At 68.4% G+C, this 21,274-nt stretch carries 18 protein-coding genes; 11 read left to right on the forward strand and 7 right to left on the reverse strand.

Annotation, left to right across the window (positions count from 1 at the left end):
- Positions 1 to 4 precede the first annotated feature (4 nt).
- On the forward strand, positions 5 to 712 hold the full coding sequence (locus GEM_RS04070) for a CoxG family protein (protein WP_014896181.1): 708 nt from the start codon (positions 5 to 7) through the stop codon (positions 710 to 712).
- A 54-nt stretch (positions 713 to 766) separates the two neighbouring features.
- Here GEM_RS04070 and GEM_RS04075 read toward each other — a convergent pair whose 3' ends face one another.
- Positions 767 to 1,768, reverse strand: coding sequence for a helix-turn-helix domain-containing protein (locus tag GEM_RS04075; protein WP_014896182.1), 1,002 nt, complete (start codon positions 1,766 to 1,768; stop codon positions 767 to 769).
- Between the two features lie 152 nt (positions 1,769 to 1,920).
- On the opposite strand from GEM_RS04075, the gene GEM_RS04080 reads away from it, so the two are divergent.
- Positions 1,921 to 2,604 (forward strand): cysteine hydrolase family protein, encoded by a 684-nt coding sequence (locus GEM_RS04080; protein WP_014896183.1) that lies wholly within the window; start codon positions 1,921 to 1,923, stop codon positions 2,602 to 2,604.
- A gap of 122 nt (positions 2,605 to 2,726) precedes the next feature.
- On the opposite strand, the gene GEM_RS04085 is transcribed toward GEM_RS04080, so the two are convergent.
- On the reverse strand, positions 2,727 to 3,368 hold the full coding sequence (locus tag GEM_RS04085) for a TetR family transcriptional regulator (RefSeq protein ID WP_014896184.1): 642 nt from the start codon (positions 3,366 to 3,368) through the stop codon (positions 2,727 to 2,729).
- Between the two features lie 399 nt (positions 3,369 to 3,767).
- Between GEM_RS04085 and GEM_RS04090 the strand changes: the two genes are divergently transcribed.
- From GEM_RS04090 to GEM_RS04100, 3 genes are read left to right on the forward strand one after another with little or no spacing between them, the layout of a single operon-like run.
- Entirely contained in the window at positions 3,768 to 5,042 is a 1,275-nt protein-coding gene (locus GEM_RS04090) for an efflux RND transporter periplasmic adaptor subunit (RefSeq protein ID WP_014896185.1), read from the forward strand.
- A 15-nt stretch (positions 5,043 to 5,057) separates the two neighbouring features.
- Positions 5,058 to 8,258, forward strand: coding sequence for an efflux RND transporter permease BpeB (gene bpeB / locus GEM_RS04095; protein ID WP_014896186.1), 3,201 nt, complete (start codon positions 5,058 to 5,060; stop codon positions 8,256 to 8,258).
- Positions 8,258 to 9,781, forward strand: a complete 1,524-nt coding sequence (locus GEM_RS04100) for an efflux transporter outer membrane subunit (protein WP_014896187.1) — start codon at positions 8,258 to 8,260, stop codon at positions 9,779 to 9,781. The genes bpeB and GEM_RS04100 overlap by 1 nt, the downstream gene beginning before the upstream one ends.
- 401 nt (positions 9,782 to 10,182) lie before the next feature.
- On the opposite strand, the gene GEM_RS04105 is transcribed toward GEM_RS04100, so the two are convergent.
- Positions 10,183 to 11,559, reverse strand: coding sequence for a nucleobase:cation symporter-2 family protein (locus GEM_RS04105; RefSeq protein WP_014896188.1), 1,377 nt, complete (start codon positions 11,557 to 11,559; stop codon positions 10,183 to 10,185).
- Between the two features lie 450 nt (positions 11,560 to 12,009).
- On the opposite strand from GEM_RS04105, the gene GEM_RS04110 reads away from it, so the two are divergent.
- From GEM_RS04110 to fghA, 3 genes are read left to right on the forward strand one after another with little or no spacing between them, the layout of a single operon-like run.
- A complete protein-coding gene (locus GEM_RS04110; protein ID WP_014896189.1) occupies positions 12,010 to 13,446 on the forward strand; it encodes a xylulokinase in 1,437 nt (478 codons plus the stop codon).
- Between the two features lie 20 nt (positions 13,447 to 13,466).
- Positions 13,467 to 13,688, forward strand: coding sequence for a hypothetical protein (locus tag GEM_RS31755; RefSeq protein ID WP_187293239.1), 222 nt, complete (start codon positions 13,467 to 13,469; stop codon positions 13,686 to 13,688).
- A gap of 15 nt (positions 13,689 to 13,703) precedes the next feature.
- Positions 13,704 to 14,552, forward strand: coding sequence for an S-formylglutathione hydrolase (gene fghA, locus GEM_RS04115; RefSeq protein WP_014896191.1), 849 nt, complete (start codon positions 13,704 to 13,706; stop codon positions 14,550 to 14,552).
- A gap of 108 nt (positions 14,553 to 14,660) precedes the next feature.
- On the opposite strand, the gene GEM_RS04120 is transcribed toward fghA, so the two are convergent.
- The 4 genes from GEM_RS04120 to GEM_RS04135 are packed head-to-tail and all read right to left on the reverse strand — an operon-like array spanning position 14,661 to position 17,768.
- Entirely contained in the window at positions 14,661 to 15,443 is a 783-nt protein-coding gene (locus GEM_RS04120; protein ID WP_014896192.1) for a metal ABC transporter permease, read from the reverse strand.
- Positions 15,436 to 16,332, reverse strand: coding sequence for an ABC transporter ATP-binding protein (locus GEM_RS04125; RefSeq protein ID WP_014896193.1), 897 nt, complete (start codon positions 16,330 to 16,332; stop codon positions 15,436 to 15,438). Before GEM_RS04125 ends, GEM_RS04120 begins: the two co-directional genes overlap by 8 nt.
- A gap of 13 nt (positions 16,333 to 16,345) precedes the next feature.
- A complete protein-coding gene (locus GEM_RS04130) occupies positions 16,346 to 17,260 on the reverse strand; it encodes a metal ABC transporter solute-binding protein, Zn/Mn family (RefSeq protein WP_014896194.1) in 915 nt (304 codons plus the stop codon).
- A 46-nt stretch (positions 17,261 to 17,306) separates the two neighbouring features.
- The gene (locus GEM_RS04135) at positions 17,307 to 17,768 is read right to left on the reverse strand and encodes a Fur family transcriptional regulator (RefSeq protein WP_014896195.1); all 462 of its coding nucleotides are present in this window, start codon (positions 17,766 to 17,768) and stop codon (positions 17,307 to 17,309) included.
- Positions 17,769 to 18,096: 328 nt separating this feature from the next.
- On the opposite strand from GEM_RS04135, the gene GEM_RS04140 reads away from it, so the two are divergent.
- From GEM_RS04140 to GEM_RS04150, 3 genes are all read left to right on the forward strand, one after another.
- A complete protein-coding gene (locus GEM_RS04140) occupies positions 18,097 to 18,873 on the forward strand; it encodes an L-iditol 2-dehydrogenase (RefSeq protein WP_014896196.1) in 777 nt (258 codons plus the stop codon).
- 72 nt (positions 18,874 to 18,945) lie between these two features.
- Positions 18,946 to 19,902, forward strand: coding sequence for a sugar kinase (locus GEM_RS04145; RefSeq protein ID WP_014896197.1), 957 nt, complete (start codon positions 18,946 to 18,948; stop codon positions 19,900 to 19,902).
- Positions 19,890 to 21,242 (forward strand): D-tagatose-bisphosphate aldolase, class II, non-catalytic subunit, encoded by a 1,353-nt coding sequence (locus GEM_RS04150; protein WP_014896198.1) that lies wholly within the window; start codon positions 19,890 to 19,892, stop codon positions 21,240 to 21,242. Before GEM_RS04145 ends, GEM_RS04150 begins: the two co-directional genes overlap by 13 nt.
- Positions 21,243 to 21,274: the final 32 nt, after the last annotated feature.

Here is a 21,274-nt window from a genome sequence, read left to right on the forward strand (position 1 = left end):
CATCATGGAACTGAACGACACGTTACGCGTACCGCTCGCGCCGGCGGTCGTGCGGGAGGCGCTCGAGGATCTCGCGTTGCTGCGCGCGAGTTTCGACCATTGCGAATCGTTCGTGAAGCTCGCGCACGGCGAGTTCGCGCTGACGATCACGGTGCCGCTCGGCCCGCTGCGCGCGCGCTACGACGTGCGCGCGCATTCGGCGAGCGAGCAGGGCGACGCGGAAGGGCAGCCGCGCCGCGTGCTCAGCTTCAAGGCGCGGGCCGACGGCCTCGGCGCGCTGCGCGGCCAGGTCGAACTCGTGCTGTTGCCGGACGACGACGCGGACGCGACACGCATCGAATACGTGGTCTGGACGACGGCGAGCGGGCCGCTCGCCGAACTGCCGGCACGGCAGATCGAGAACGCCCTGCACGAATGGACCGACGATTTCTTCCGTGAATTCTGCGCGGTCGTACAGGCGAAGCACGGTCTCGTGCCGAACCGCGCACGCTCGAGCGCGCAGCGTCGCCAGCATGTGTTCCTGCGGCCCGCGTCGTTGATGGCCGCGGCGAAGCGTCCGGTGCCGCCGCACCTCGGCGGCGCGCTGAGCGGCCGTGCCGCCAGTGCGCTCCATCATCGCGAATCGAGCCCGCTTCCGGTCTGGGCGTGGGCGGCGATCATCCTGTTCGTCGCGCTGCTGCTGTATGCGGCGGGCTGGATCAACGGCGGCTGAGCGCCGGCGCCCGCCGGCGCATTGCCCGGCCGCCCGGCACCGGCGCGGCGGCCGCTAGCGTCGCGCGTCCGCTCCGGCGCCGCGAAATTCCCTTCGATAGGCCGACGGCGAAGTGCCGAGCGCGCCGGCGAAATGCTGGCGCAGCGACACGCTCGAGCCGTAGCCGGCCGCCTGCGCGATCGCGTCGATCGACTGTCCGGTGGTTTCCAGCAGATGCTGCGCGCGCGTGAGCCGCTCCGCCTGCAGCCATGCGGTGACGGTCGTGCCCGTCGCCTGGCGGAAATGGCGCGTGAACGTGCGCCGGCTCATCAGCACGCGCTCGGCGAGCGAATCGACGCTGTGCGTGACGTCGAGATGCGCACGCACCCAGTCGAGCAGGCCCGCGAGCCGTGCGTCGCGCGGATGCGCGGCGACGGGCTGCGGCACGTATTGCGCCTGCCCGCCCTGACGGTGCGGCGGGATCACGAGACGGCGCGCGATCTGGTTCGCGGCGTCCGAGCCGAAACGCCGCCGCACGACGTGCAGGCAGCAGTCGAGCCCCGCGGCCGTGCCGGCCGACGTCATCAGGTTGCCATCGTCGACGTACAGCACGTCGGGGTCGAGCTTCACGCGCGGAAAGCGCTGCGCGAAGTCGTCGGCCCACGCCCAGTGGGTCGTGGCCGGGCGCCCGTCGAGCAGCCCCGCCGCGGCGAGCACGTACGCGCCGAGGCACAGGCCGACCACCTGCGCGCCGCGTGCGGCGGCCGCGCGCACGGCGTCGACCAGCACGTCCGGCGGTGCTTCGTCCGGATCGCGCCACGCCGGCACGATGACGATGTCCGCGTCGTCGAGCGCGTCGAGCCCGTACGGCGCGGTGATCGTGAAGCCGCCCGTCGTGGACAGCGGGCCGCGCTCGGCCGAACACACGCGGAACTCGAACGCGGGCGTCGCGGCCGCATCGCGCTCCTTGCCGAACACGACGGATGGCACCGACAGGTGGAACGGGCTGATGCCGTCGTACGCGATCACGGCGACGACGGTCGGGGCGGGGGCAACGGGCGACGTAGCGGTGCGCATGACGGGCTCCGGAAGGCTGATGGCCCGATTCTATCGAAGAATGGCTATCGGGCCACTGTCCGCGTATGCCGCGCGATCCGACAATGCATCGCATCGCGCTGCTGGCCGCCCCGTTCCGGAGCAGGGCAGCGCTGTCGAACCCGGAGCCTGTCATGTCGAATGCCGCGCCGTCTGCCTCTTCTGCTTCCTCGTCCGCTTCCCCGTCCGCTTCCCGCCGTGCCCTCATCGTGATCGACGTCCAGAACGAATACGTGACGGGCGACCTGCCGATCGAGTATCCGGACATCGACGTATCGCTCGCGAACATCGGCCGTGCGATCGACGCCGCGCAGGCGGCCGGCGTGCCGGTGATCGTCGTCCAGCACGTCGCACCGGCCGGCGCGCCGATCTTCGCGCCCGGCACGGACGGCGTCGCGCTGCACCCGGTCGTCGCCGGGCGGCCGTACGCGCACCTGATCGTGAAGGCACAGGCCAGCGCATTCGCCGGGACCGACCTCGCCGCGTGGCTCGACGCGCACGGCATCGACACGCTCGCGGTCGCCGGCTACATGACGCACAACTGCAATGCGGCGACGGTCTACCATGCGGCGCACGCGGGGCTGAACGTCGAATACCTGGCGGACGCGACCGGTGCGCTGCCGTACGAGAACGAAGCGGGCGCGGCGAGCGCCGAAGAGATTCACCGTGCGTACACGGTGGTGTTCCAGTCGAATTTCGCGGCGGTGATGTCGACCGCGGCGTGGATCGCGGGACTCGCCGGCGCGGCGATGCCCAAGTGCGATTCGGTGGCCGGGTCGAACCGGCGGGCCCGCGCGCAACGCGCGAAGGCGGCCTGAGCGGTTCGGGGGAGCGTCGTGGAAGGTATCGGGCGGAGCGACGCCGCCGCCCGCGCGCGGCCGGATGGGCCCGGCCGCTGAACATGAAACGGCGCGCGCCGCGCCGTCGGTGGGCTAGCCGGTCAGTCGCCAGTCTTCAGCATCGCCGGACTGAAGCGCAGCATGTCGAAACAGCCGTCGACGAGCTGTTCAGCATGCTGCTCGGCATCGATCTCGTCGGGCAGCATCAGCATGTCGCGCACGAAGCCGCTGACGAGCGTGTGCAGCATCAGCGTCGCACGCCAGGTGTCGAGCCGCTCGGGCAGCAGCTTGAGCCGCACGGCTCCCGCGAGATCGGCATCGATCGCGTGCAGCGTCTCGCTCATCCCCGCGCGGTTGCGCTGCAGCAGCGGCTCCATGTCCGCGACGTACTCGCACTTCATGAACAGGATGCTGAACACGCGCCGCAACTGCGAGTCGCGCTGCACGCCGAGCAGGCACCAGATCAGGATCTTGCGGATCTTCTCGAGCGGATTGCCGCCGGGTGCGTCAAGCGGCATCCGCTTGAGCTCGTCGATCGGCAGGAACACGCGGTCGAACATCGCGTCGAACAACTCGCTCTTGTTCGCGAAATGCCAGTAGATCGCGCCGCGCGTCACGCCGGCGTGCTGGGCGATGTCCGCGAGCGACGTGTGCGACACGCCTTTCTCGAAAAAGACGTGTTCGGCGGCGTCGAGAATGCGATTGCGCGTCTCGAGCGCCTCCTCCTTGGTGCGTCTGACCATGTGCAGGCCTGAATGGATCGATCGTAGGTGAATATAGGGTCTGCAACCCTCGTCGCCATCACGTGGACCGGATATGCTTGCGACTGGTAACAATTCGTAAGACTGGGCACCTGGCGACGGGCGAGCGGGCTTTTTACATACATTCGTGAATGTATATACAATACCACCCTACGATCGAATGACCCAAGTGGCAATCAGTTAATATCCCACTCTGCTGATTCCCGCCAAAGTACCCGTCCGCAGTTCGCGGCGTCTCGTCGGCATGGAGGTCTTCGTGCCGACTTGCTGTATCTAGTAGTCCAGTAATTCAGGTGTTCGATCTGCGCCGCGAGGCGCATCCGTGTGGCGCTCCGTCCGGGCGCCGCACTTATTCCATTGGTTATACACAGAGGTCGCTCCATGCGCGTCGAACGGGTTCCATACCGCTTACTCACTGTCGCGACGGCCGCCGTTTTCCTGGCCGCGTGCGGGAAAAAAGAATCGGCACCGCCGCCGCAAACGCCGGAAGTCGGCGTCGTTACTGTCCAGCCGCAATCCGTCGCGATCTTCACCGAACTGCCGGGCCGCACCAGCGCGTTCCTCGTCGCGCAGGTCCGCGCACGGGTCGACGGCATCGTGCTGCGCCGGGAATTCACCGAAGGCAGCGACGTCAAGGCCGGCCAGCGCCTCTACAAGATCGACCCGGCGCCGTACCTCGCTGCACTGAACAGCGCGAAGGCGACGCTCGCGAAGGCGCAGGCGAACCTGGTCACGCAGAACGCACTGGTTGCGCGCTACAAGGTGCTGGTGGCCGCGAATGCGGTCAGCAAGCAGGACTACGACAACGCGGTGGCCACGCAAGGGCAGGCCGCGGCGGACGTCGCGGCCGGCAAGGCGGCGGTCGACACCGCGCAGATCAACCTCGGCTATACCGACGTCGTGTCGCCGATCACCGGCCGTGTCGGCATTTCGCAGGTGACGCCGGGCGCCTACGTGCAGGCGAGCCAGGCGACGCTGATGTCGACGGTGCAGCAGCTCGATCCGGTGTACGTCGACCTGACGCAGTCGAGCCTCGAAGGGTTGAAGCTGCGCCAGGACGTGCAGAGCGGCCGCCTGAAGACGAGCGGCCCGGGCGCGGCGAAGGTGTCGCTGATCCTGGAAGACGGCAAGACGTACTCGGACGCGGGCAAGCTGCAGTTCTCGGACGTGACGGTCGACCAGACCACGGGCTCGGTGACGATCCGCGCGGTGTTCCCGAACCTGGGCCGCGTGCTGCTGCCGGGGATGTTCGTGCGTGCACGGATCGAGGAAGGCGTGAACGAGAACGCGTTCCTGGTGCCGCAGATCGGCGTTACGCATGACCAGAAGGGCCAGGCGGTCGCGATGGTCGTGAACGCGAGCAACAAGGTCGAGCCGCGTCCGCTGAAGACGACCGGCATGCAGGGTCAGAACTGGATCGTCGAAGGTGGTCTGGCAGCGGGCGACCGCGTGATCGTGCAGGGCGTCGACAAGGTGCGTCCGGGCGCGACCGTGAAGTCGGTAGCGGCGCAGTTGCCGGCTGCCGACGCCGCGTCGGGCGCCGCCGCCGCATCCGCCGCACCGGCCGCCGCCGGTTCCGGCGCCGCAGCCGCATCGGGTGCCGCCGCATCGGGCGCCGCTCCGGCGAGCGCCGCCGCTGCGTCGAGCGCGCAATAACAGGGAGCCTGTTTCATGGCAAAGTTTTTTATCGATCGCCCGATCTTCGCGTGGGTGATCGCCATCATCCTGATGCTGGCCGGGGTTGCGGCGATCTTCACGCTGCCGATCTCGCAGTATCCGACGATCGCGCCGCCATCGATCCAGATCACCGCGAACTACCCGGGCGCTTCCGCGAAGACGGTGGAAGACACGGTGACGCAGGTGATCGAGCAGCAGATGAGCGGTCTCGACAACTTCCTGTACATGTCGTCGACGAGTGACGACTCGGGCAACGCGACCATCACGCTGACGTTCGCGCCGGGTACCAACGCCGACATCGCGCAGGTTCAGGTCCAGAACAAGCTGTCGCTCGCGACGCCGATTCTGCCGCAGGTCGTGCAGCAGCTCGGCCTGTCGGTGACGAAGTCGAGCAGCAGCTTCCTGCTGGTGCTCGCCTTCAACTCCGAAGACGGCAGCATGAACAAGTACGACCTCGCGAACTTCGTGGCGTCGCACGTGAAGGACCCGATCAGCCGGTTGAACGGCGTCGGTACCGTCACGCTGTTCGGCTCGCAGTACGCGATGCGGATCTGGCTCGACCCGAACCGCCTGACGAACTACGGCCTCACGCCGGTCGACGTGACGAGCGCGATCACCGCACAGAACGTGCAGATCGCGGGCGGCCAGATCGGCGGCACGCCGGCCAAGCCGGGCACCGTGCTGCAGGCGACGATCACCGAATCGACGCTGCTGCAGACGCCCGAGCAGTTCGGCAACATCCTGCTGAAGGTCAACCAGGACGGCTCGCAGGTTCGCCTGAAGGACGTCGCGCAGATCGGCCTCGGCGGTGAAAACTACAACTTCGACACGAAGTACAACGGTCAGCCGACCGCGGCACTCGGTATCCAGCTCGCGACCAACGCGAACGCGCTTGCGACCGCGAAGGCCGTGCGCGCGAAGATCGACGAGCTCGCACCGTTCTTCCCGCACGGCCTCGTCGTGAAGTATCCGTACGACACGACGCCGTTCGTGAAGCTGTCGATCGAGGAAGTGGTCAAGACGCTGCTCGAAGGTATCGTGCTCGTGTTCCTCGTGATGTATCTGTTCCTGCAGAACCTGCGGGCGACGATCATCCCGACGATCGCGGTGCCGGTGGTGCTGCTCGGCACGTTCGCGATCATGTCGATGGTGGGCTTCTCGATCAACACGCTGTCGATGTTCGGCCTCGTGCTCGCAATCGGCCTGCTGGTGGACGATGCGATCGTGGTGGTCGAGAACGTCGAGCGCGTGATGGCGGAAGAGGGGCTGTCACCGAAGGAGGCGACCCGCAAGGCGATGGGCCAGATCACCGGCGCACTGGTCGGCGTGGCGCTCGTGCTGTCGGCGGTGTTCGTGCCGGTCGCGTTCTCCGGCGGTTCGGTCGGCGCGATCTATCGTCAGTTCTCGCTGACGATCGTGTCGGCGATGGTGCTGTCCGTGCTGGTCGCGTTGATTCTGACGCCCGCACTGTGCGCGACGATCCTCAAGCCGATCCCGCAAGGGCATCACGAAGAGAAGAAGGGCTTCTTCGGCTGGTTCAATCGCACGTTCAACAACAGCCGCGACAAGTATCACGTCGGCGTGCACCACGTGATCAAGCGGTCGGGTCGCTGGCTCATCATCTACCTGGTCGTGATCGTCGCGGTCGGCCTGCTGTTCGTGCGCCTGCCGAAGTCGTTCCTGCCCGATGAAGACCAGGGCCTGATGTTCGTGATCGTGCAGACGCCGTCGGGCTCGACGCAGGAAACGACCGCGCGGACGCTCGCGAACATTTCCGACTACCTGCTGAAGGACGAGAAGGAAATCGTCGAATCCGCGTTCACGGTCAACGGCTTCAGCTTCGCCGGCCGCGGCCAGAACTCCGGCCTGGTGTTCGTGCGCCTGAAGGACTACTCGCAGCGTCAGCACGCGAACCAGAAGGTGCAGGCGCTGATCGGCCGGATGTTCGGGCGCTATTCGGGCTACAAGGACGCGATCGTGATCCCGTTCAACCCGCCGTCGATTCCGGAACTCGGCACCGCCGCCGGCTTCGACTTCGAGCTGACGGACAACGCCGGTCTCGGCCACGACGCGCTGATGGCCGCACGTAACCAGCTGCTCGGGATGGCCTCGAAGGATCCGACGCTGCAGGGTGTGCGTCCGAACGGGCTGAACGACACGCCGCAGTACAAGGTCGACATCGATCGCGAGAAGGCGAACGCGCTCGGCGTGACAGCGGATGCGATCGACCAGACGTTCTCGATCGCGTGGGCGTCGAAGTACGTGAACAACTTCCTCGACACCGACGGCCGGATCAAGAAGGTGTACGTGCAGTCGGATGCGCCGTTCCGGATGACGCCGGAAGACATGAACATCTGGTACGTGCGCAACGGCTCGGGCGGGATGGTGCCGTTCAGCGCGTTCGCGACCGGTCACTGGACCTACGGTTCGCCGAAGCTGGAGCGCTACAACGGCGTGTCGGCAATGGAAATCCAGGGTCAGGCCGCACCGGGCAAGTCGACCGGTCAGGCGATGACCGCGATGGAAGGGCTCGCGAAGAAGCTGCCGGTCGGTATCGGCTATTCGTGGACCGGCCTGTCGTTCCAGGAAATCCAGTCGGGCTCGCAGGCGCCGATCCTGTACGCGATCTCGATCCTCGTCGTGTTCCTGTGTCTGGCCGCACTGTATGAAAGCTGGTCGATCCCGTTCTCGGTGATCATGGTGGTGCCGCTCGGCGTGATCGGCGCACTGCTCGCGGCGACGATGCGCGGCCTCGAGAACGACGTGTTCTTCCAGGTCGGCCTGTTGACCACGGTGGGCTTGTCCGCGAAGAACGCGATCCTGATCGTCGAATTCGCGCGCGAGTTGCAGCAGACGGAAAAGATGGGGCCGATCGAGGCCGCGCTGGAAGCAGCGCGCCTGCGGCTGCGTCCGATCCTGATGACGTCGCTCGCGTTCATTCTCGGCGTGATGCCGCTCGCGATCAGCAACGGCGCGGGTTCGGCCAGCCAGCACGCGATCGGTACCGGCGTGATCGGCGGGATGATCACGGCGACGTTCCTCGCGATCTTCATGATCCCGATGTTCTTCGTGAAGATCCGCGGGATCTTCAGCGGCGAGAAGGAAGACGTCGACGAGGCACTGCGCCTGGCTCAGGAGCACTCGCACCACGAAGAGAAGCCGGGCAACGGCGACCAAGGCAACAAGGGACAGTGATGATGCAAAAACACGCTTTGACTGCAATCGCGGTCGCGCTCTTTGCCACGGGTTGCACGATGGCGCCGCATTACAAGCGGCCCGATGCACCCGTCGCGCAGGCGTACCCGGCCGGCGGCGTCTATGCGACGCAGCCGGGTGCCGCCGGCGCGCGCAGCGCGAACGGCCAGGCGGCGACCGCCATCGGCTGGCGCGAATTCTTCGTCGATCCGCGCCTGCAGCGGCTGATCGAGATCGCGCTGAAGAACAACCGCGACCTGCGCGTGTCGGTGCTGAACATCGAGGCGGCGCGCGCGCAGTACCAGATCACGCGTGCGGGCCTGTTCCCGACGCTCGACGGCACGGGCACGGGCAACATCCAGCGCGTGCCGCGAGGCCTGTCGACGACGGGTGCGCCGTACATCTCGCGCGCCTACAACGTCGGGCTGTCGGCGTCGTGGGAACTCGACCTGTTCGGTCGCGTGCAGAGCCTGAAGGACCAGGCGCTCGCGGAGTACCTGTCGACGTCGTATGCACGGCAGGCGTCGGAAATCTCGCTGGTGTCGCAAGTGGCGGATCAGTACCTGACGCTGTTGTCGACCGACGACCTGCTGCAGGTCACGGAAAACACGCTGAAGTCCGCTCAGGCGCAGTACGACCTGACGAAGCTGCAGTTCGACAACGGCACGGGCTCCGAGCTCGAACTGCGTCAGGCGCAGACGGTCGTCGAGACGGCGCTCGCGAACCAGCAGGCACAGGCGCGTGCGCGTGCGCAGGCACTGAACGCGCTGGTGCTGCTGATCGGCGAGCCGTTGCCGGACGATCTGCCGGCGGGCATGCCGCTCGACGCGCAGAACCTGCTGACGGACGTGCCGCCAGGCCTGCCGTCGGACCTGCTGACGCGTCGTCCGGACGTGATGCAGGCCGAGCAGACGCTGCTGGCCGCGAACGCGAATATCGGCGCGGCGCGTGCGGCGTTCTTCCCGCGCATCTCGCTGACGGGCGCGTTCGGTTCCGGCAGCCCGACGCTCGGCGGCCTGTTCAAGGCCGGCACGGCGGCGTGGTCGTTCGCGCCGCAGATCACGATGCCGATCTTCGAAGGCGGGCAGAACATCGCGAACCTGAACCTCGCGAACGTGCAGAAGCGCATCGAGATCGCCAACTACGAGAAGGCGATCCAGTCGGCGTTCCGCGAAGTGTCCGACGGGCTGGCAGCACGCGGCACGTACGACCAGCAGATCGCCGCGCTCGAGCGCAACGAGCACGCGCAGCAGCGCCGCTTCGATCTGTCCGACCTGCGCTACAAGAATGGCGTCGACAGCTACCTGTCGGTGCTGACCGCGCAGACCGACCTGTACGCCGCGCAGCAGACGCTGATCAGCGCGCGTCTGGCACGCTGGACGAACCTGGTCACGCTGTACCGCGCACTGGGCGGTGGCTGGATTCAGCGGGCTGGCGAGACGCCGCGCGCGCCGGACGAGACGGTCGACTATGACAAGGCGGCCGCCCCGGCGCCTGCGTCGGCAGCCGCGACGAACGGGTAAGCACCGAGGCGGGCAGGGACGGGAGACCGTGCCGGTTCGCCGACGTTGCCGTATCCGGCACGCGACAACGCCACGGACGAGCGTCCGTGGCGTTTCTTTTTGCGCGGCCGGTTTGCAGCGAGCGCGGCGGGTTGGCGATGCGGCATGGGGCTGGCCGATACGCACCGCCACGGTGCGGATCGGATGTGTCGATCGGCGGAACCGATCGACGTCACACGATGCGATGTCGCTTGATGCCGGGCCGTTCCATTGCCTGGTTGCCTGGCCCCCGGCCTCCAGCCACGAGCCGGCGAACCAACGCGTCACCCGTCCGCCCCCCACAAAGCAAAACGCCACGGCATGCCGTGGCGTTTCTCCTTTACCGCATCGCGCCGGGATCCGGCGCGTCCGGGTCGGGCCGATCAGTGATGCACGTCGGCCGGGCGTCCGTCGAAGTCGTGTCCGGCGCGGCGGATGTCGCACCGCGCGTCCTTCTCGCCCTTCACGCCGTTGAACACGATGTTCAGGATCACGGCCGTGGCCGACGCGAGCAGGATGCCGCTGTGCAGGATCGGTGCGAACGCGGGCGGCAGCTTCGAGAAGAAGTGCGGCGACACGACCGGCACGAGGCCCATGCCGACGCTCACGGCGACGATGAACAGGTTGTGCGAGTTGTTCACGAAGTCGACCTTCGACAGCACCTTGATGCCGTTCGCAGCCACCATCCCGAACATCACGATGCCCGCACCGCCCAGCACGAACGGCGGCACCGACGCGACGACTTGCGCCATCTTCGGGAACAGGCCGAGCAGCACCAGGATCACGCCGCCCGTCGCGCAGACGAACCGGCTCTTCACGCCCGTCACGCCGATCAGGCCGACGTTCTGCGAGAACGACGTATGCGGGAACGAGTTGAAGATGCCGCCGATCAGCGTGCCGAGGCCGTCGACGCGCAGGCCGCGCACCAGGCGTTCCTGGTTGACCGGACGGTCGACCATGTCGCCGACCGCGAGGAACATGCCGGTCGATTCGATGAACGTGACGAACATCACCGTGACCATCGTCACGATCGACAGCGGGTCGAAGTGCGGCATTCCGAAGTGGAACGGCATCACGATGCCGACCCACGGTGCGTGCGCGACGCCGTCGGTATTCACGCGGCCGATCGCGAACGCGATCGCGAAGCCGGCGACGATGCCGAGCAGCACCGAGATGTTCGCGATGAAGCCGCGGCCGAACTTGTTGATCATCAGGATCAGCGTCAGCACGAGCAGCGACAGGCCGAGATAGACGGGGCTGCCGTACTCGGGGTTGCCGACGCCGCCGGCCGCCCAGTTGATGCCGACTTCCATCAGCGACAGCCCGATCACCGCGATCACGGTGCCGACGACCACCGGCGGGAAGAACCGCAACAGCTTGCCGATCATCGGCGCGAGCACGATGCCGATGATGCCGGCCGCGATCGTCGAACCGAAGATGTCGAGAATGCCGAGGCCGGGGTTCGTGCCGATCGCGATCATCGGGCCGACTGCCGCGAACGTGCAGCCCATGATGACGGGCAGGCGGATCCCGAAGATCCACAGGCCCAGCGTCTGGATCAGCGTGGCGATGCCGCACGAAAACAGATCGGCGCTGATCAGGAACGCGATCTGGTCTTTCGGCAGCTTGAGTGCGGCGCCAACGATAAGCGGCACGGCGACAGCGCCGGCGTACATGACGAGGACGTGCTGGAGACCAAGCGTTACAAGCTTGCCGGTCGGCAGCACCTCATCGCACGGATGGACCGTGTTCGATTGCATCTGTCTCACTCCATGATCTTGTTTTCGGGGTGATACGAAGTTATGCGGAATGAACCATCGCAACAAGAGCGCTGGGTTCTATTCCGTTCTTTGCTGGTTCGATATGCCATTTCGGCATGGAACAGGGGGTCGATCATCGGGAAACTGCCGCTGGAGTGAGGTTTCCCGGTTTTATAGCCCTTCAAAATAGTGCGGGCCCCCGTGTCAAATATAGGTGGCTTTATGGTGTGTATCGCGACTGCGGCATAGTGGCAAAAACGACCTGCGGAAAATCGTGCCGGGTTAACCCGCGAGCGGCCGGTTTTGCGGGCAAAGTGCAGCTCGGTGAAGCCGGTCGTTCGCGGCCGCGCGGTCGCGTCGCCGCGGCGGCAAAACGCGCTGCGTAAATCGGGGCGCAGGTCGCGATCCCGCTATCATCGATATCCGTTCATTCGAATCTGCGATCACGTCATGCGCCTGCTCGGAATCGACCTCGGCACCGGCTCCGTCAAACTCGTCACGCTCGATGCCGACGGCGTCGAGCGCGCGGTCGCGAGCGAACCTTATGGGTTGTCGTCGCCGCAGCCCGGCTGGGCCGAAATCGCGCCTGACGCGTGGTGGCAGGCACTCGTGCGCGCCGCCGCGCGGCTGCCGGCCGGCGAGCGCGAGCAGGTCGCCGCGATCGGCTTGTCCGGCCAGATGCATGGCGTCGTGCTGATCGACGCGGCCGGGCAGCCGGTGCGGCCGGCGCTGTTGTGGCCCGATACGCGCGCAGCGCGCGAAGCGGACGCGGCCGCTTGGCCCGGCGCGCCGAACCCCGTCGCGCCCGGCATGGCGGGACCGCTGTTGCGCTGGCTCGCCGCATACGAACCGCAGGTGCTGCGTGCCGCGCGCTGGGCCTTGCAGCCGAAGGACTGGTTGCGCGTCGCGCTGGGCGGTGAGGTGGCGGCCGATCCGAGCGACGCATGCGCGACCGCGCTCGCGACGCCGGACGGCGCCTGGGATCCGGCCTTGATCGATGCGCTGGGCCTGCCGGCCGACCGGTTCGCGCCGGTGCACGCGTCGCTCGCGCGCTGCGGCACGCTCGCTGCGCGGGCCGCGGGGGCGCTCGGGCTGCCGGCCGGCGTGCCGCTGGCGACGGGGGCGGCCGATACTGCGTGCGCGGCGCTCGGCAGCGGGCTCGTCGCGGCCGGCGATGCGCTGCTGACGACCGGCAGCGGCGGTCAGATCGTCGTGCTCGCGGATACCTTGTCGCCTGCGCGGCGCGGGCTGCATCGCTATCGCACGGCGGCCGGCGGCGGTTATTACACGATGGCAGCGATGCAGAACGTCGGGCTCGCGCTCGAAGCCGTGCGCGGCTGGCTCGGCTACCCGGGCTGGGCGGATGCGTACGACGACGCGTTCGCGCAGCCGGCGTCGGAGCGGCTCTGCTTCCTGCCGTACCTGACCGGCGAGCGTTCGCCGTGGATGAATCCCGATGCGCGCGGCGGCTGGCTCGGCCTCGGGCTCGGCGACACGCGCGGCGCGATGATGCGTGCCGCATTCGAAGGTGTCGCGTTCGCGTTGCGCGCAGGGCTCGACGCGATCCGCGACGCGAACCGTGCCGATCCGGTGACGACACTGCGTCTCGCGGGCGGCGGCTCGGTCGATCCGCGCTGGCGCCAGTTGCTCGCGGACGCACTCGGCGCGTCGCTCGATGCGGTCGATTGTCCGAACGCCGCGACGCGCGGCGCCGCGCTGCTCGCCGGTGTTGCGCTCGGGCACTGGCGCGAAGACGTGCTGCGCACGCTGGCGCCGGCCGCGTCGCCGGTCGCCGTGCCGCGCGACGCTCGCGCGCTGGCCACACGTCACGCGCGCTTCATCGATCTGTATGCGCGCACGGATGCGTGGTTCACGATCGGCGTTTAAACTCGGGCACTTGTCCTGACTTGTCCTGTCGCGACAGCGGTGACGCATCGCGGCAAGCCGGCGACCGTTTCCCGCACGCGATGGGCGGCGGGATCGGGGATCATGCCGGGCACGATACGGTTTCGCCGTGTCGCGCGGCACGGCTTGAACTGATCACGCACGCGCTGCCGCTCGAGAAGCTCGACGACGGCGTCGACCCGATGAAGAAGGGCGAATCGCTTCGCCCGATCGTGCTGTATTGAACGGAAGGGAACCCCATGCTCGAACTCGTTTCTTCGCATGCTTGCCACGGCGGCGAGCAACGCTTCTATCGCCACGATTCGACGGCGATCGGCCTGCCGATGAAATTCTCGGTGTACCTGCCGCCGCAGGCGGCACACGGCCGCGTGCCGGCGCTGTTCTACCTCGCGGGGCTCACGTGCACCGACGAGACGTTCGCGATCAAGGCCGGCGCGCAGCAATACGCGGCGCAGCACGGCCTCGCGCTCGTGATGCCCGACACCAGCCCGCGCGGCGCGGGCGTGCCGGGCGAGACCGACGCATGGGATTTCGGCGTCGGCGCGGGCTTCTACGTCGATGCGACCCAGGCGCCGTGGTCCACGCATTACCGGATGGAGTCGTACGTGACGGGCGAGCTGCGCGAGCTCGTCGCGGCCGAGCTGCCGATCGACGGCGCGCGGCTCGGGATCTTCGGTCACTCGATGGGCGGGCACGGTGCGCTGACGCTCGCGCTGCGCCATCCCGACCTGTACCGTTCGGTGTCGGCGTTCGCGCCGATCGCCGCACCGACGCGCTGCCCGTGGGGCGAGAAGGCGTTCTCGGGCTACCTGGGCGCCGATCGCGAAGCATGGAAGCAGCACGACGCGAGCGAGCTCGTCGCGCGCGCGGATGCGCCGAAATTCGCGGCCGGCATCCTGGTCGACCAGGGCCTCGCCGACCAGTTCCTCGCGAACCAGCTGAACCCCGACGTGTTCGAAGCCGCGTGCGCGGCGGCCGGCCAGCCGCTGACGCTGCGCCGCCATCCGGGCTACGACCACGGGTACTACTTCATCTCGACGTTCATCGCCGATCACATTGCGCATCACGCGCGGGTGCTCGCACGGTAAGCGCGGCACGCAGGTCATGCATACGGCGCGCTGCATAGCGCGTGCGCATGAAAAAACGCCGGCCATGCCCTCGGGCACGCCGGCGTTTTCATTTGCGCCGCGCGACGATCAGTGGCGCCGCAACAGGCTTGCGCCGTACACGAGCGCCGACAGCGCGGTAATCCAGAAGCTCGTCGGCCAGTCGGTGTGATATGCGAGCGCGATCCCGCACCACGCTTCGAACAGCGCGAACAGCGCGGCGAGCAGCACGCCCGTCGACAGCCGCGTCGACACGTTCTGCGCGGCGGCGGCCGGCCCGACCAGCAGCGTGAACACCAGCAGCACGCCGACGATCTGCGTCGCCGCGGCCACCGCGAGCGCGCACACCGCGAGGAACAGCATCGACACGGCGCGCAGCGACACGCCCTTGGCTTCCGCCAGTTCGGGCTGCAGCGACGCGAACAGCAGCGGCCGCGCGATCAGCGCGAGCGCGACGAGGCTCACCGCGCCGATGCCCGCGAGCACCGCGAGCGTGTCGTGGCTGACCGCGAGCACGTTGCCGAACAGCAGCGCGGTGACCTGCGTCGCGAACGACGTGTAGAAATGCAGGAACAGCAGGCCGAAGCCGAGCGCGCCCGACAGGATCACGCCGATCGCGACGTCGCGGCCCGCGAGCCGTTCGCCGAGCGCGCCCATGCCGATCCCGGCCGCGAGCGTGAAGCCGACCATCCCCCAGATCGGCGAGATGCCGAGCAGTACTGCGCCCGTCGCGCCGGTGAAGCCGACGTGCGACAGCGCGTGGCCGGCGAAGGTTTGTCCGCGCAGCACCAGGAAGTAGCCGACGATGCCTGCGAGCACCGCGACGATCCCCGACGCGGCGAACGCGTTGATCATGAAGTCGTATTCAAACATCGTGCGAATGCCCGGGATGAGCGTGTCCGTGGTGGTGATGGCCGTGGCCGCCGCCGCTGCCACCGCCGTGCGAGTGGCCGTCGTCGTCCTCGTGCTCGTGATCGTGCTTTTCGATTTCGACGTCGCCCGACATCACGAAGATCTTGCCGTTCACGCGCATCACGTCGATTGGCGAGCCGTAGAGCCGCGACAGCACCGGCTTCGTGATCACCTCGTCGACGGTGCCGAGCGCCGCGACGCCGTTGCCGAGATACAGCACGCGGTCGAGCGCGTTCAGGAGCGGGTTCAGTTCGTGCGCGGAAAACAGCACGGTGATGCCGAGCTCGCGCTGCACGTTGCGCACGAGTTCGACGACGCCGCGCTGGTGGTTCGGGTCGAGGCTGATCAGCGGCTCGTCGAGCAGCAGCAGCTTCGGGCTGCCGAGCAGGCACTGCGCGAGCAGCAGGCGCTGCCGCTCGCCGCCCGACAGCTCCGACAGCGGCCGGCGCGCGAGCGTCGGGCCGCCGACGAGGTCGAGCACGCGGTCGACGTCGCACCGCGTCGCGGCGTTCGTGTGCGGCAGCCCCCAGCGATGGCCGTCGGCGGCCATCGCGACGAAGTCGTAGCCGCGCATCCGGCGATTCGCGAGGCCGCTGCGGATCTGCGGCATGTAGCCGATCGACGCGTTGCCGCGCAGGACCGGCACGCCGCCGACCGACAGCGTGCCGCCCGTGACGGGCACGAGGCCGAGCACGGCGCGCATCAGCGTCGTCTTGCCCGCGCCGTTCGGCCCGAGCACGCCGACGAATTCGCCGGGTTCGATCGAGAAGCTCACGTCGCGCAGGATCGTGCGTCCGGCCAGTTCGAGCGTGACGTGATCGAGTGCGAGTGCGTGGGGAGTGGCGGTCATTTCGTTGCGTGGGTCATTTCTTGCTGGCGGAAAGCGCGGCCGCGAGCGCGTCGAGCTGGCCGGCCATCCACTGCTGGAAGGTCTTGCCGGCCGGCTGCGTCTCGGTGACGCTCATGCTCGGCACGCCGCCGTCGCGCGCGACCTTCAGCATGCGCTTGGTCATTGGCGCTTCGGCCTGGCTGTTGTAGATCAGCACACGCACCTGCTTCTTGCGCAGGTCGTTCTCGAACGCAGCGACATCCTGCGCGCTGGCTTCGGTGTCGTTCATCGTCGCGAGCTGGAAGCGCTGGTTGCGCATGTCGAGGCCGATCGCGTCGGACATGTAGCCGAACACCGGCTCGGTGGCCGTCACCGGCACGCCCTTGTACTGCGCGCGCAGCGCGGCGACCTTGTCGTCGATCGGCTTCAGCGACGCGACGAACTTCTGCAGGTTCGCGTCGTAGTCGGCCTTGTTCGCCGGGTCGGCGCGGCCGAGCTCGGCCGCGATCGCGCGCGCGGCGGCCGGCATCGTCGCCGGGTCGTACCACAGGTGCGGGTTGTCGCCGGCCTTCTTGCCGACCAGATCGGCGACGACGATCGTCGCGCGCTGCGCCTGCTTCGATGCGCCGAGCAGCTTGCCCATCCACGGATCGTAGTCCGCGCCGTTGTAGATCACGACCTGCGCGTGCTGCAGCGCGCGCGCGGTCTTCGGGCTCGCTTCGAACAGGTGCGGATCCTGGTCGGGACTGCTGAGGATGCTGGTCACCGCGACATGGCGGCCGCCGATCTGCGATGCGACGTCGCCATAGAAGTTCTCGGCGGCGACGACGTTGACGGTCGCGGCCTGCGTGAAGGCGGGCGCCGCGAACGACAGCGCGGCGGCAGCGGCGGCGACCAGGCGGGCAAGCGACAGGGCTCGCCGCGGCGCGCGCTTCAGGGCAATGGACATGAAACTCCTCGTAGGAAGGGGCGGCGGGGCGCCGCGCGATGCGGTGTCAGCGTTGCGCGGGCTTGCCCTTGCAGTGCCCGCACAGACCGTTCAGCTCGACGACCTGGTGGTGGACTTCGAACCCGTGCGCGGGCTCGCTCGCGGACAGCTGCTTCGCGAGGTCGCTGCCCGGAATCTCGACGGTCTCGCCGCACGAATCGCAGATCAGGAACTGGCCTTCGTGCGGCACGCCGATCTCGCAGCACGCGAAGAACGCGTTCTTCGATTCGATCCGGTGGATGAAGCCGTGTTCGACGAGGAAATCCAGCGCGCGATAGACGGTCGTCGGCGGCACGCGGCCGCGCTGCGGCTCGAGCTCGGCGAGCAGGTCGTACGCGCCGATCGGGCGCTGCGCGGCCAGCACGCGTTCGTAGACCTGGCGGCGCAGCGGCGTCCACGCGAGCCCGTGCTCGGCGGCGAATGCGTCGGCCCGGGACAGCCGGGCGTCAATGGGCGATGAGGTAGCCATGGCGTGAAGCAGGCAATGAAACGAAGTATGGCGATGATATAACGTATCTCCATGGCGTGCAGCCCGAATTCCTGCCCCTGCACCCGCTCCGTCCCCTTCATCGCCGTTTCAGCCGCGCTGCACCCAGCGCGCCGCGCCTTGCCAGGCGTGGGTCGCCGGCCGACGCCCGGGGCGGCCGTGCCGCAGCGCATCATCGAAAGCCGCCATGTCGCCTTGACAGCGTGAATCGCGTATCCGATCATTCGACCAACAACAGAGCAATTGATCGGCCAGCGAGCGTTCGCTCATCTCGCGGCCTTCGTGCAGCAGAACGAACCGGAGACAACCAGTGAGACTGGAACACAAGGTCGCGATCCTGACGGGCGCGGCAAGCGGCATCGGCGAAGCGGTCGCGCAACGCTATCTGGACGAGGGCGCGCGCTGCGTGCTGGTCGACGTGAAGCCGGCGAGCGGTTCGCTCGCGCAGCTGATCGAGGCGAATCCCGGCCGCGCGGTGGCCGTCACCGCGGACGTCACGCGCCGTGACGACATCGAGCGGATCGTCGCCACCGCCGTCGAGCGCTTCGGTGGCGTCGATATCCTGTTCAACAACGCGGCGCTGTTCGACATGCGCCCGCTCCTCGACGAATCCTGGGACGTGTTCGACCGGTTGTTCGCGGTCAACGTGAAAGGGTTGTTCTTCCTGATGCAGGCGGTTGCGCAGCGGATGGTCGAGCAGGGGCGCGGCGGCAAGATCGTCAACATGTCGTCGCAGGCAGGGCGTCGTGGCGAGGCACTCGTTTCGCACTACTGCGCGACCAAGGCCGCGGTGATCAGCTACACGCAGTCGGCCGCGCTCGCGCTCGCGCCGCACCGGATCAACGTGAACGGCATCGCGCCGGGCGTGGTCGACACGCCGATGTGGGAGCAGGTCGATGCGCTGTTCGCGCGCTACGAGAACCGGCCGCTCGGCGAGAAGAAGCGGCTTGTCGGTGAAGCCGTGCCGCTCGGCCGGATGGGCGTGCCCGGCGACCTGACGGGCGCCGCGCTGTTCCTCGCGTCGGCCGACGCCGATTACATCACCGCCCAGACGCTGAACGTCGACGGCGGCAACTGGATGAGCTGACGTGGCGCCGCTCGCACGCGCAACCCAGGCGGATCCGCTGCGCGCGGCCGCCGCCGCACGAGGGCTCGCATGATGGCCGAGATCGTGATCGCCGGCGAACTGCTGGCCGAATTCGTCGCCGCCGAGCGCGGCCAGGGTTTCGACACGCCGGGCCTGTTCACCGGCCCGTTCCCGAGCGGCGCGCCGGCGATCTTCGCCGACCAGGCCGCGCGGCTCGGCGTGCGCGTCGCGTATGCGGGTTGTGTCGGCCGCGACGCGTTCGGCGACGCGATCGTCGCGCGGCTCGAGCGTGACGGTGTCGACGTTGCACGCATCCGCCGCGTCGCCCGCCCGACCGGCACCGCGTTCGTCGCGTATCGCGACGACGGCTCGCGCAGCTTCGTCTTCAATCTGTCTACCAGCGCGGCCGCGTGCATCGACGCATCCGATGTCGCGACGGCGATGTTCGATGGCTGCCGTTACTTCCACGTGATGGGCTCGTCGTTGACGAGCGAAGCGGCGATCGCCGCGGTGCAGCGCGGCGTGATCGAGGCGGCGCGCGCCGGCGCGAAGGTGTCGTTCGACCCGAACGTGCGGCCCGAGATGCTGAGCTTCCGCCCGATGCGCGCGGCGCTCGATGCGATGCTCGCCGCGTGTCACCTGTTCCTGCCGAGCGAGGCCGACCTGCCGTTCTTCTGCGGGCCGCAGCCGGCCGAGCGCGCGATCGCGGGGCTGCTCGCGACGCATCCGCTGCTCGAGCGGGTCGTGCTCAAGCGCGGCGCGGCCGGCAGCGTCGCGTTCGAGCGCACGAGCCGCGTCGAGGCACCGGCCTGGCCGGTCGACGAACGCGATCCGACCGGTGCGGGCGACTGCTTCGGCGGCACGCTGGTCGCGAGTCTCGTCGCCGGCATGCCGATCGACGTCGCGCTGCGCCGTGCGAACGCGGCCGGCGCGATCGCCGTCACGCGGCGCGGCCCGATGGAAGGCAACAGCAGTGCGACTGAAATCGACCGCTTCCTGACCGAGCGAGGTATCGCATGTCCGGCCTGACCCCCACCGCTGAACGCTCGCGCTCCGCGCACGCCGACGCCGTGCTGCGGATGATCTTCGACGCGAACCGCGCGGATGCGCAGCGCGGCATCTATTCGATCTGCAGCGCGCACCGGCTCGTGCTCGAGGCCGCGTGCGAAGCCGCGCGCGCGGACGGCTCGCCGCTGCTGATCGAGGCGACCTGCAACCAGGTGAATCATCTCGGCGGCTATACGGGCATGACGCCCGCCGATTTCCGGCGCGACGTCGACGCGATCGCGCTGCGTTGCGGGCTCGCACCGTCGGCGCTCGTGCTCGGCGGCGACCATCTCGGACCGAATCCGTGGCGGCACCGCCGCGCGGCCGATGCGATGCGCGAAGCGGCCGCGATGGTCGCGGCTTATGTCGAAGCCGGTTTCGAGAAGATCCACCTCGACGCGAGCATGGCCTGCGCGGACGATCCGGTGCGGCTCGACGATCGTACGATCGCCGCGCGCGCGGCCGGGCTGTGCCGCGCGGCGGAGGACGCGGCGGCACGCGCCGGTGTCGCACCCGTCTACGTGATCGGCACCGAGGTGCCGACGCCGGGCGGCGAGGTGGCAGGCGACGCGGGCGGCGCCGCGATCGCGCGGATCGCGGTCACGCGCAGCGACAGCATCGCCGCGACGCTCGACGCGCACCGCGACGCATTCGCGGCGGCCGGGCTCGACGAAGCATGGGCCCGCGTGGTCGCCATCGTCGCGCAGCCGGGCGTCGACTTCGATGATCGTCACGTGCTCGACTACGACAGCACGAAGGCCGCGTCGCTCGGCGCGAGCATCCTGCACACGCCGCGCCTCGTGTTCGAAGCGCATTCGACCGATTACCAGACCGAAGGCGCGCTCGCCGCGCTCGTGCGCGACCACTTCGCGGTGTTGAAGGTCGGCCCCGCGCTGACCTTCGCGCTGCGCGAGGCGCTGTTCGCGCTCACCTTCATCGAGGACGCGCTGATCGACGACGTCGCGATGCGCTCGCGGCTGCGCGACGTGGTCGATGCGGCGATGCGCGCGCAACCCGAGCACTGGGCGCCGTATTACCGCGGCGACGAGACCGAGCAGCGGCTCGCGCGGCAGTTCAGCTACAGCGACCGGATCCGCTACTACTGGCTGCAGCCGGCGGTCGCGGCGGCGGTCGAGCAGCTGTTCGCAAACCTCGCGCGCCAGCCGGTGCCCGAAACGCTCGTCGCGCAGTGGCTGCCGGACGTGTACGCGGCGTGCCGCGCGGGCGGCCTCGCGAAGGAGCCGCGTGCTTGGGTGCGCCACCGGATACGCGACGTGATCGCGCACTATGCGCGCGCGTGCGGCATGCAGCGGCCGGCGTGACGGGCCGCGAAGGAAGCGCAGCAATACGAGAC

Source organism: Burkholderia cepacia GG4, assembly GCF_000292915.1.
Taxonomy (GTDB): domain Bacteria; phylum Pseudomonadota; class Gammaproteobacteria; order Burkholderiales; family Burkholderiaceae; genus Burkholderia; species Burkholderia cepacia_D.

Excerpts from the sequence above, each read along its gene's own strand:
- GEM_RS04150 (WP_014896198.1), top strand. The coding sequence starts at position 19,890 with ATGTCCGGCCTGACCCCCACCGCTGAACGCTCGCGCTCCGCGCACGCC.
- GEM_RS04070 (WP_014896181.1), top strand. The coding sequence starts at position 5 with ATGGAACTGAACGACACGTTACGCGTACCGCTCGCGCCGGCGGTCGTG.
- GEM_RS04105 (WP_014896188.1), bottom strand. The coding sequence starts at position 11,559 with ATGCAATCGAACACGGTCCATCCGTGCGATGAGGTGCTGCCGACCGGC.
- GEM_RS04120 (WP_014896192.1), bottom strand. The coding sequence starts at position 15,443 with ATGTTTGAATACGACTTCATGATCAACGCGTTCGCCGCGTCGGGGATC.
- GEM_RS04125 (WP_014896193.1), bottom strand. The coding sequence starts at position 16,332 with ATGACCGCCACTCCCCACGCACTCGCACTCGATCACGTCACGCTCGAA.
- GEM_RS04090 (WP_014896185.1), top strand. The coding sequence starts at position 3,768 with ATGCGCGTCGAACGGGTTCCATACCGCTTACTCACTGTCGCGACGGCC.
- bpeB (WP_014896186.1), top strand. The coding sequence starts at position 5,058 with ATGGCAAAGTTTTTTATCGATCGCCCGATCTTCGCGTGGGTGATCGCC.
- GEM_RS04080 (WP_014896183.1), top strand. The coding sequence starts at position 1,921 with ATGTCGAATGCCGCGCCGTCTGCCTCTTCTGCTTCCTCGTCCGCTTCC.
- GEM_RS04145 (WP_014896197.1), top strand. The coding sequence starts at position 18,946 with ATGGCCGAGATCGTGATCGCCGGCGAACTGCTGGCCGAATTCGTCGCC.
- GEM_RS04075 (WP_014896182.1), bottom strand. The coding sequence starts at position 1,768 with ATGCGCACCGCTACGTCGCCCGTTGCCCCCGCCCCGACCGTCGTCGCC.
- GEM_RS04110 (WP_014896189.1), top strand. The coding sequence starts at position 12,010 with ATGCGCCTGCTCGGAATCGACCTCGGCACCGGCTCCGTCAAACTCGTC.
- GEM_RS04100 (WP_014896187.1), top strand. The coding sequence starts at position 8,258 with ATGATGCAAAAACACGCTTTGACTGCAATCGCGGTCGCGCTCTTTGCC.
- GEM_RS04085 (WP_014896184.1), bottom strand. The coding sequence starts at position 3,368 with ATGGTCAGACGCACCAAGGAGGAGGCGCTCGAGACGCGCAATCGCATT.
- GEM_RS04130 (WP_014896194.1), bottom strand. The coding sequence starts at position 17,260 with ATGTCCATTGCCCTGAAGCGCGCGCCGCGGCGAGCCCTGTCGCTTGCC.
- fghA (WP_014896191.1), top strand. The coding sequence starts at position 13,704 with ATGCTCGAACTCGTTTCTTCGCATGCTTGCCACGGCGGCGAGCAACGC.
- GEM_RS04135 (WP_014896195.1), bottom strand. The coding sequence starts at position 17,768 with ATGGCTACCTCATCGCCCATTGACGCCCGGCTGTCCCGGGCCGACGCA.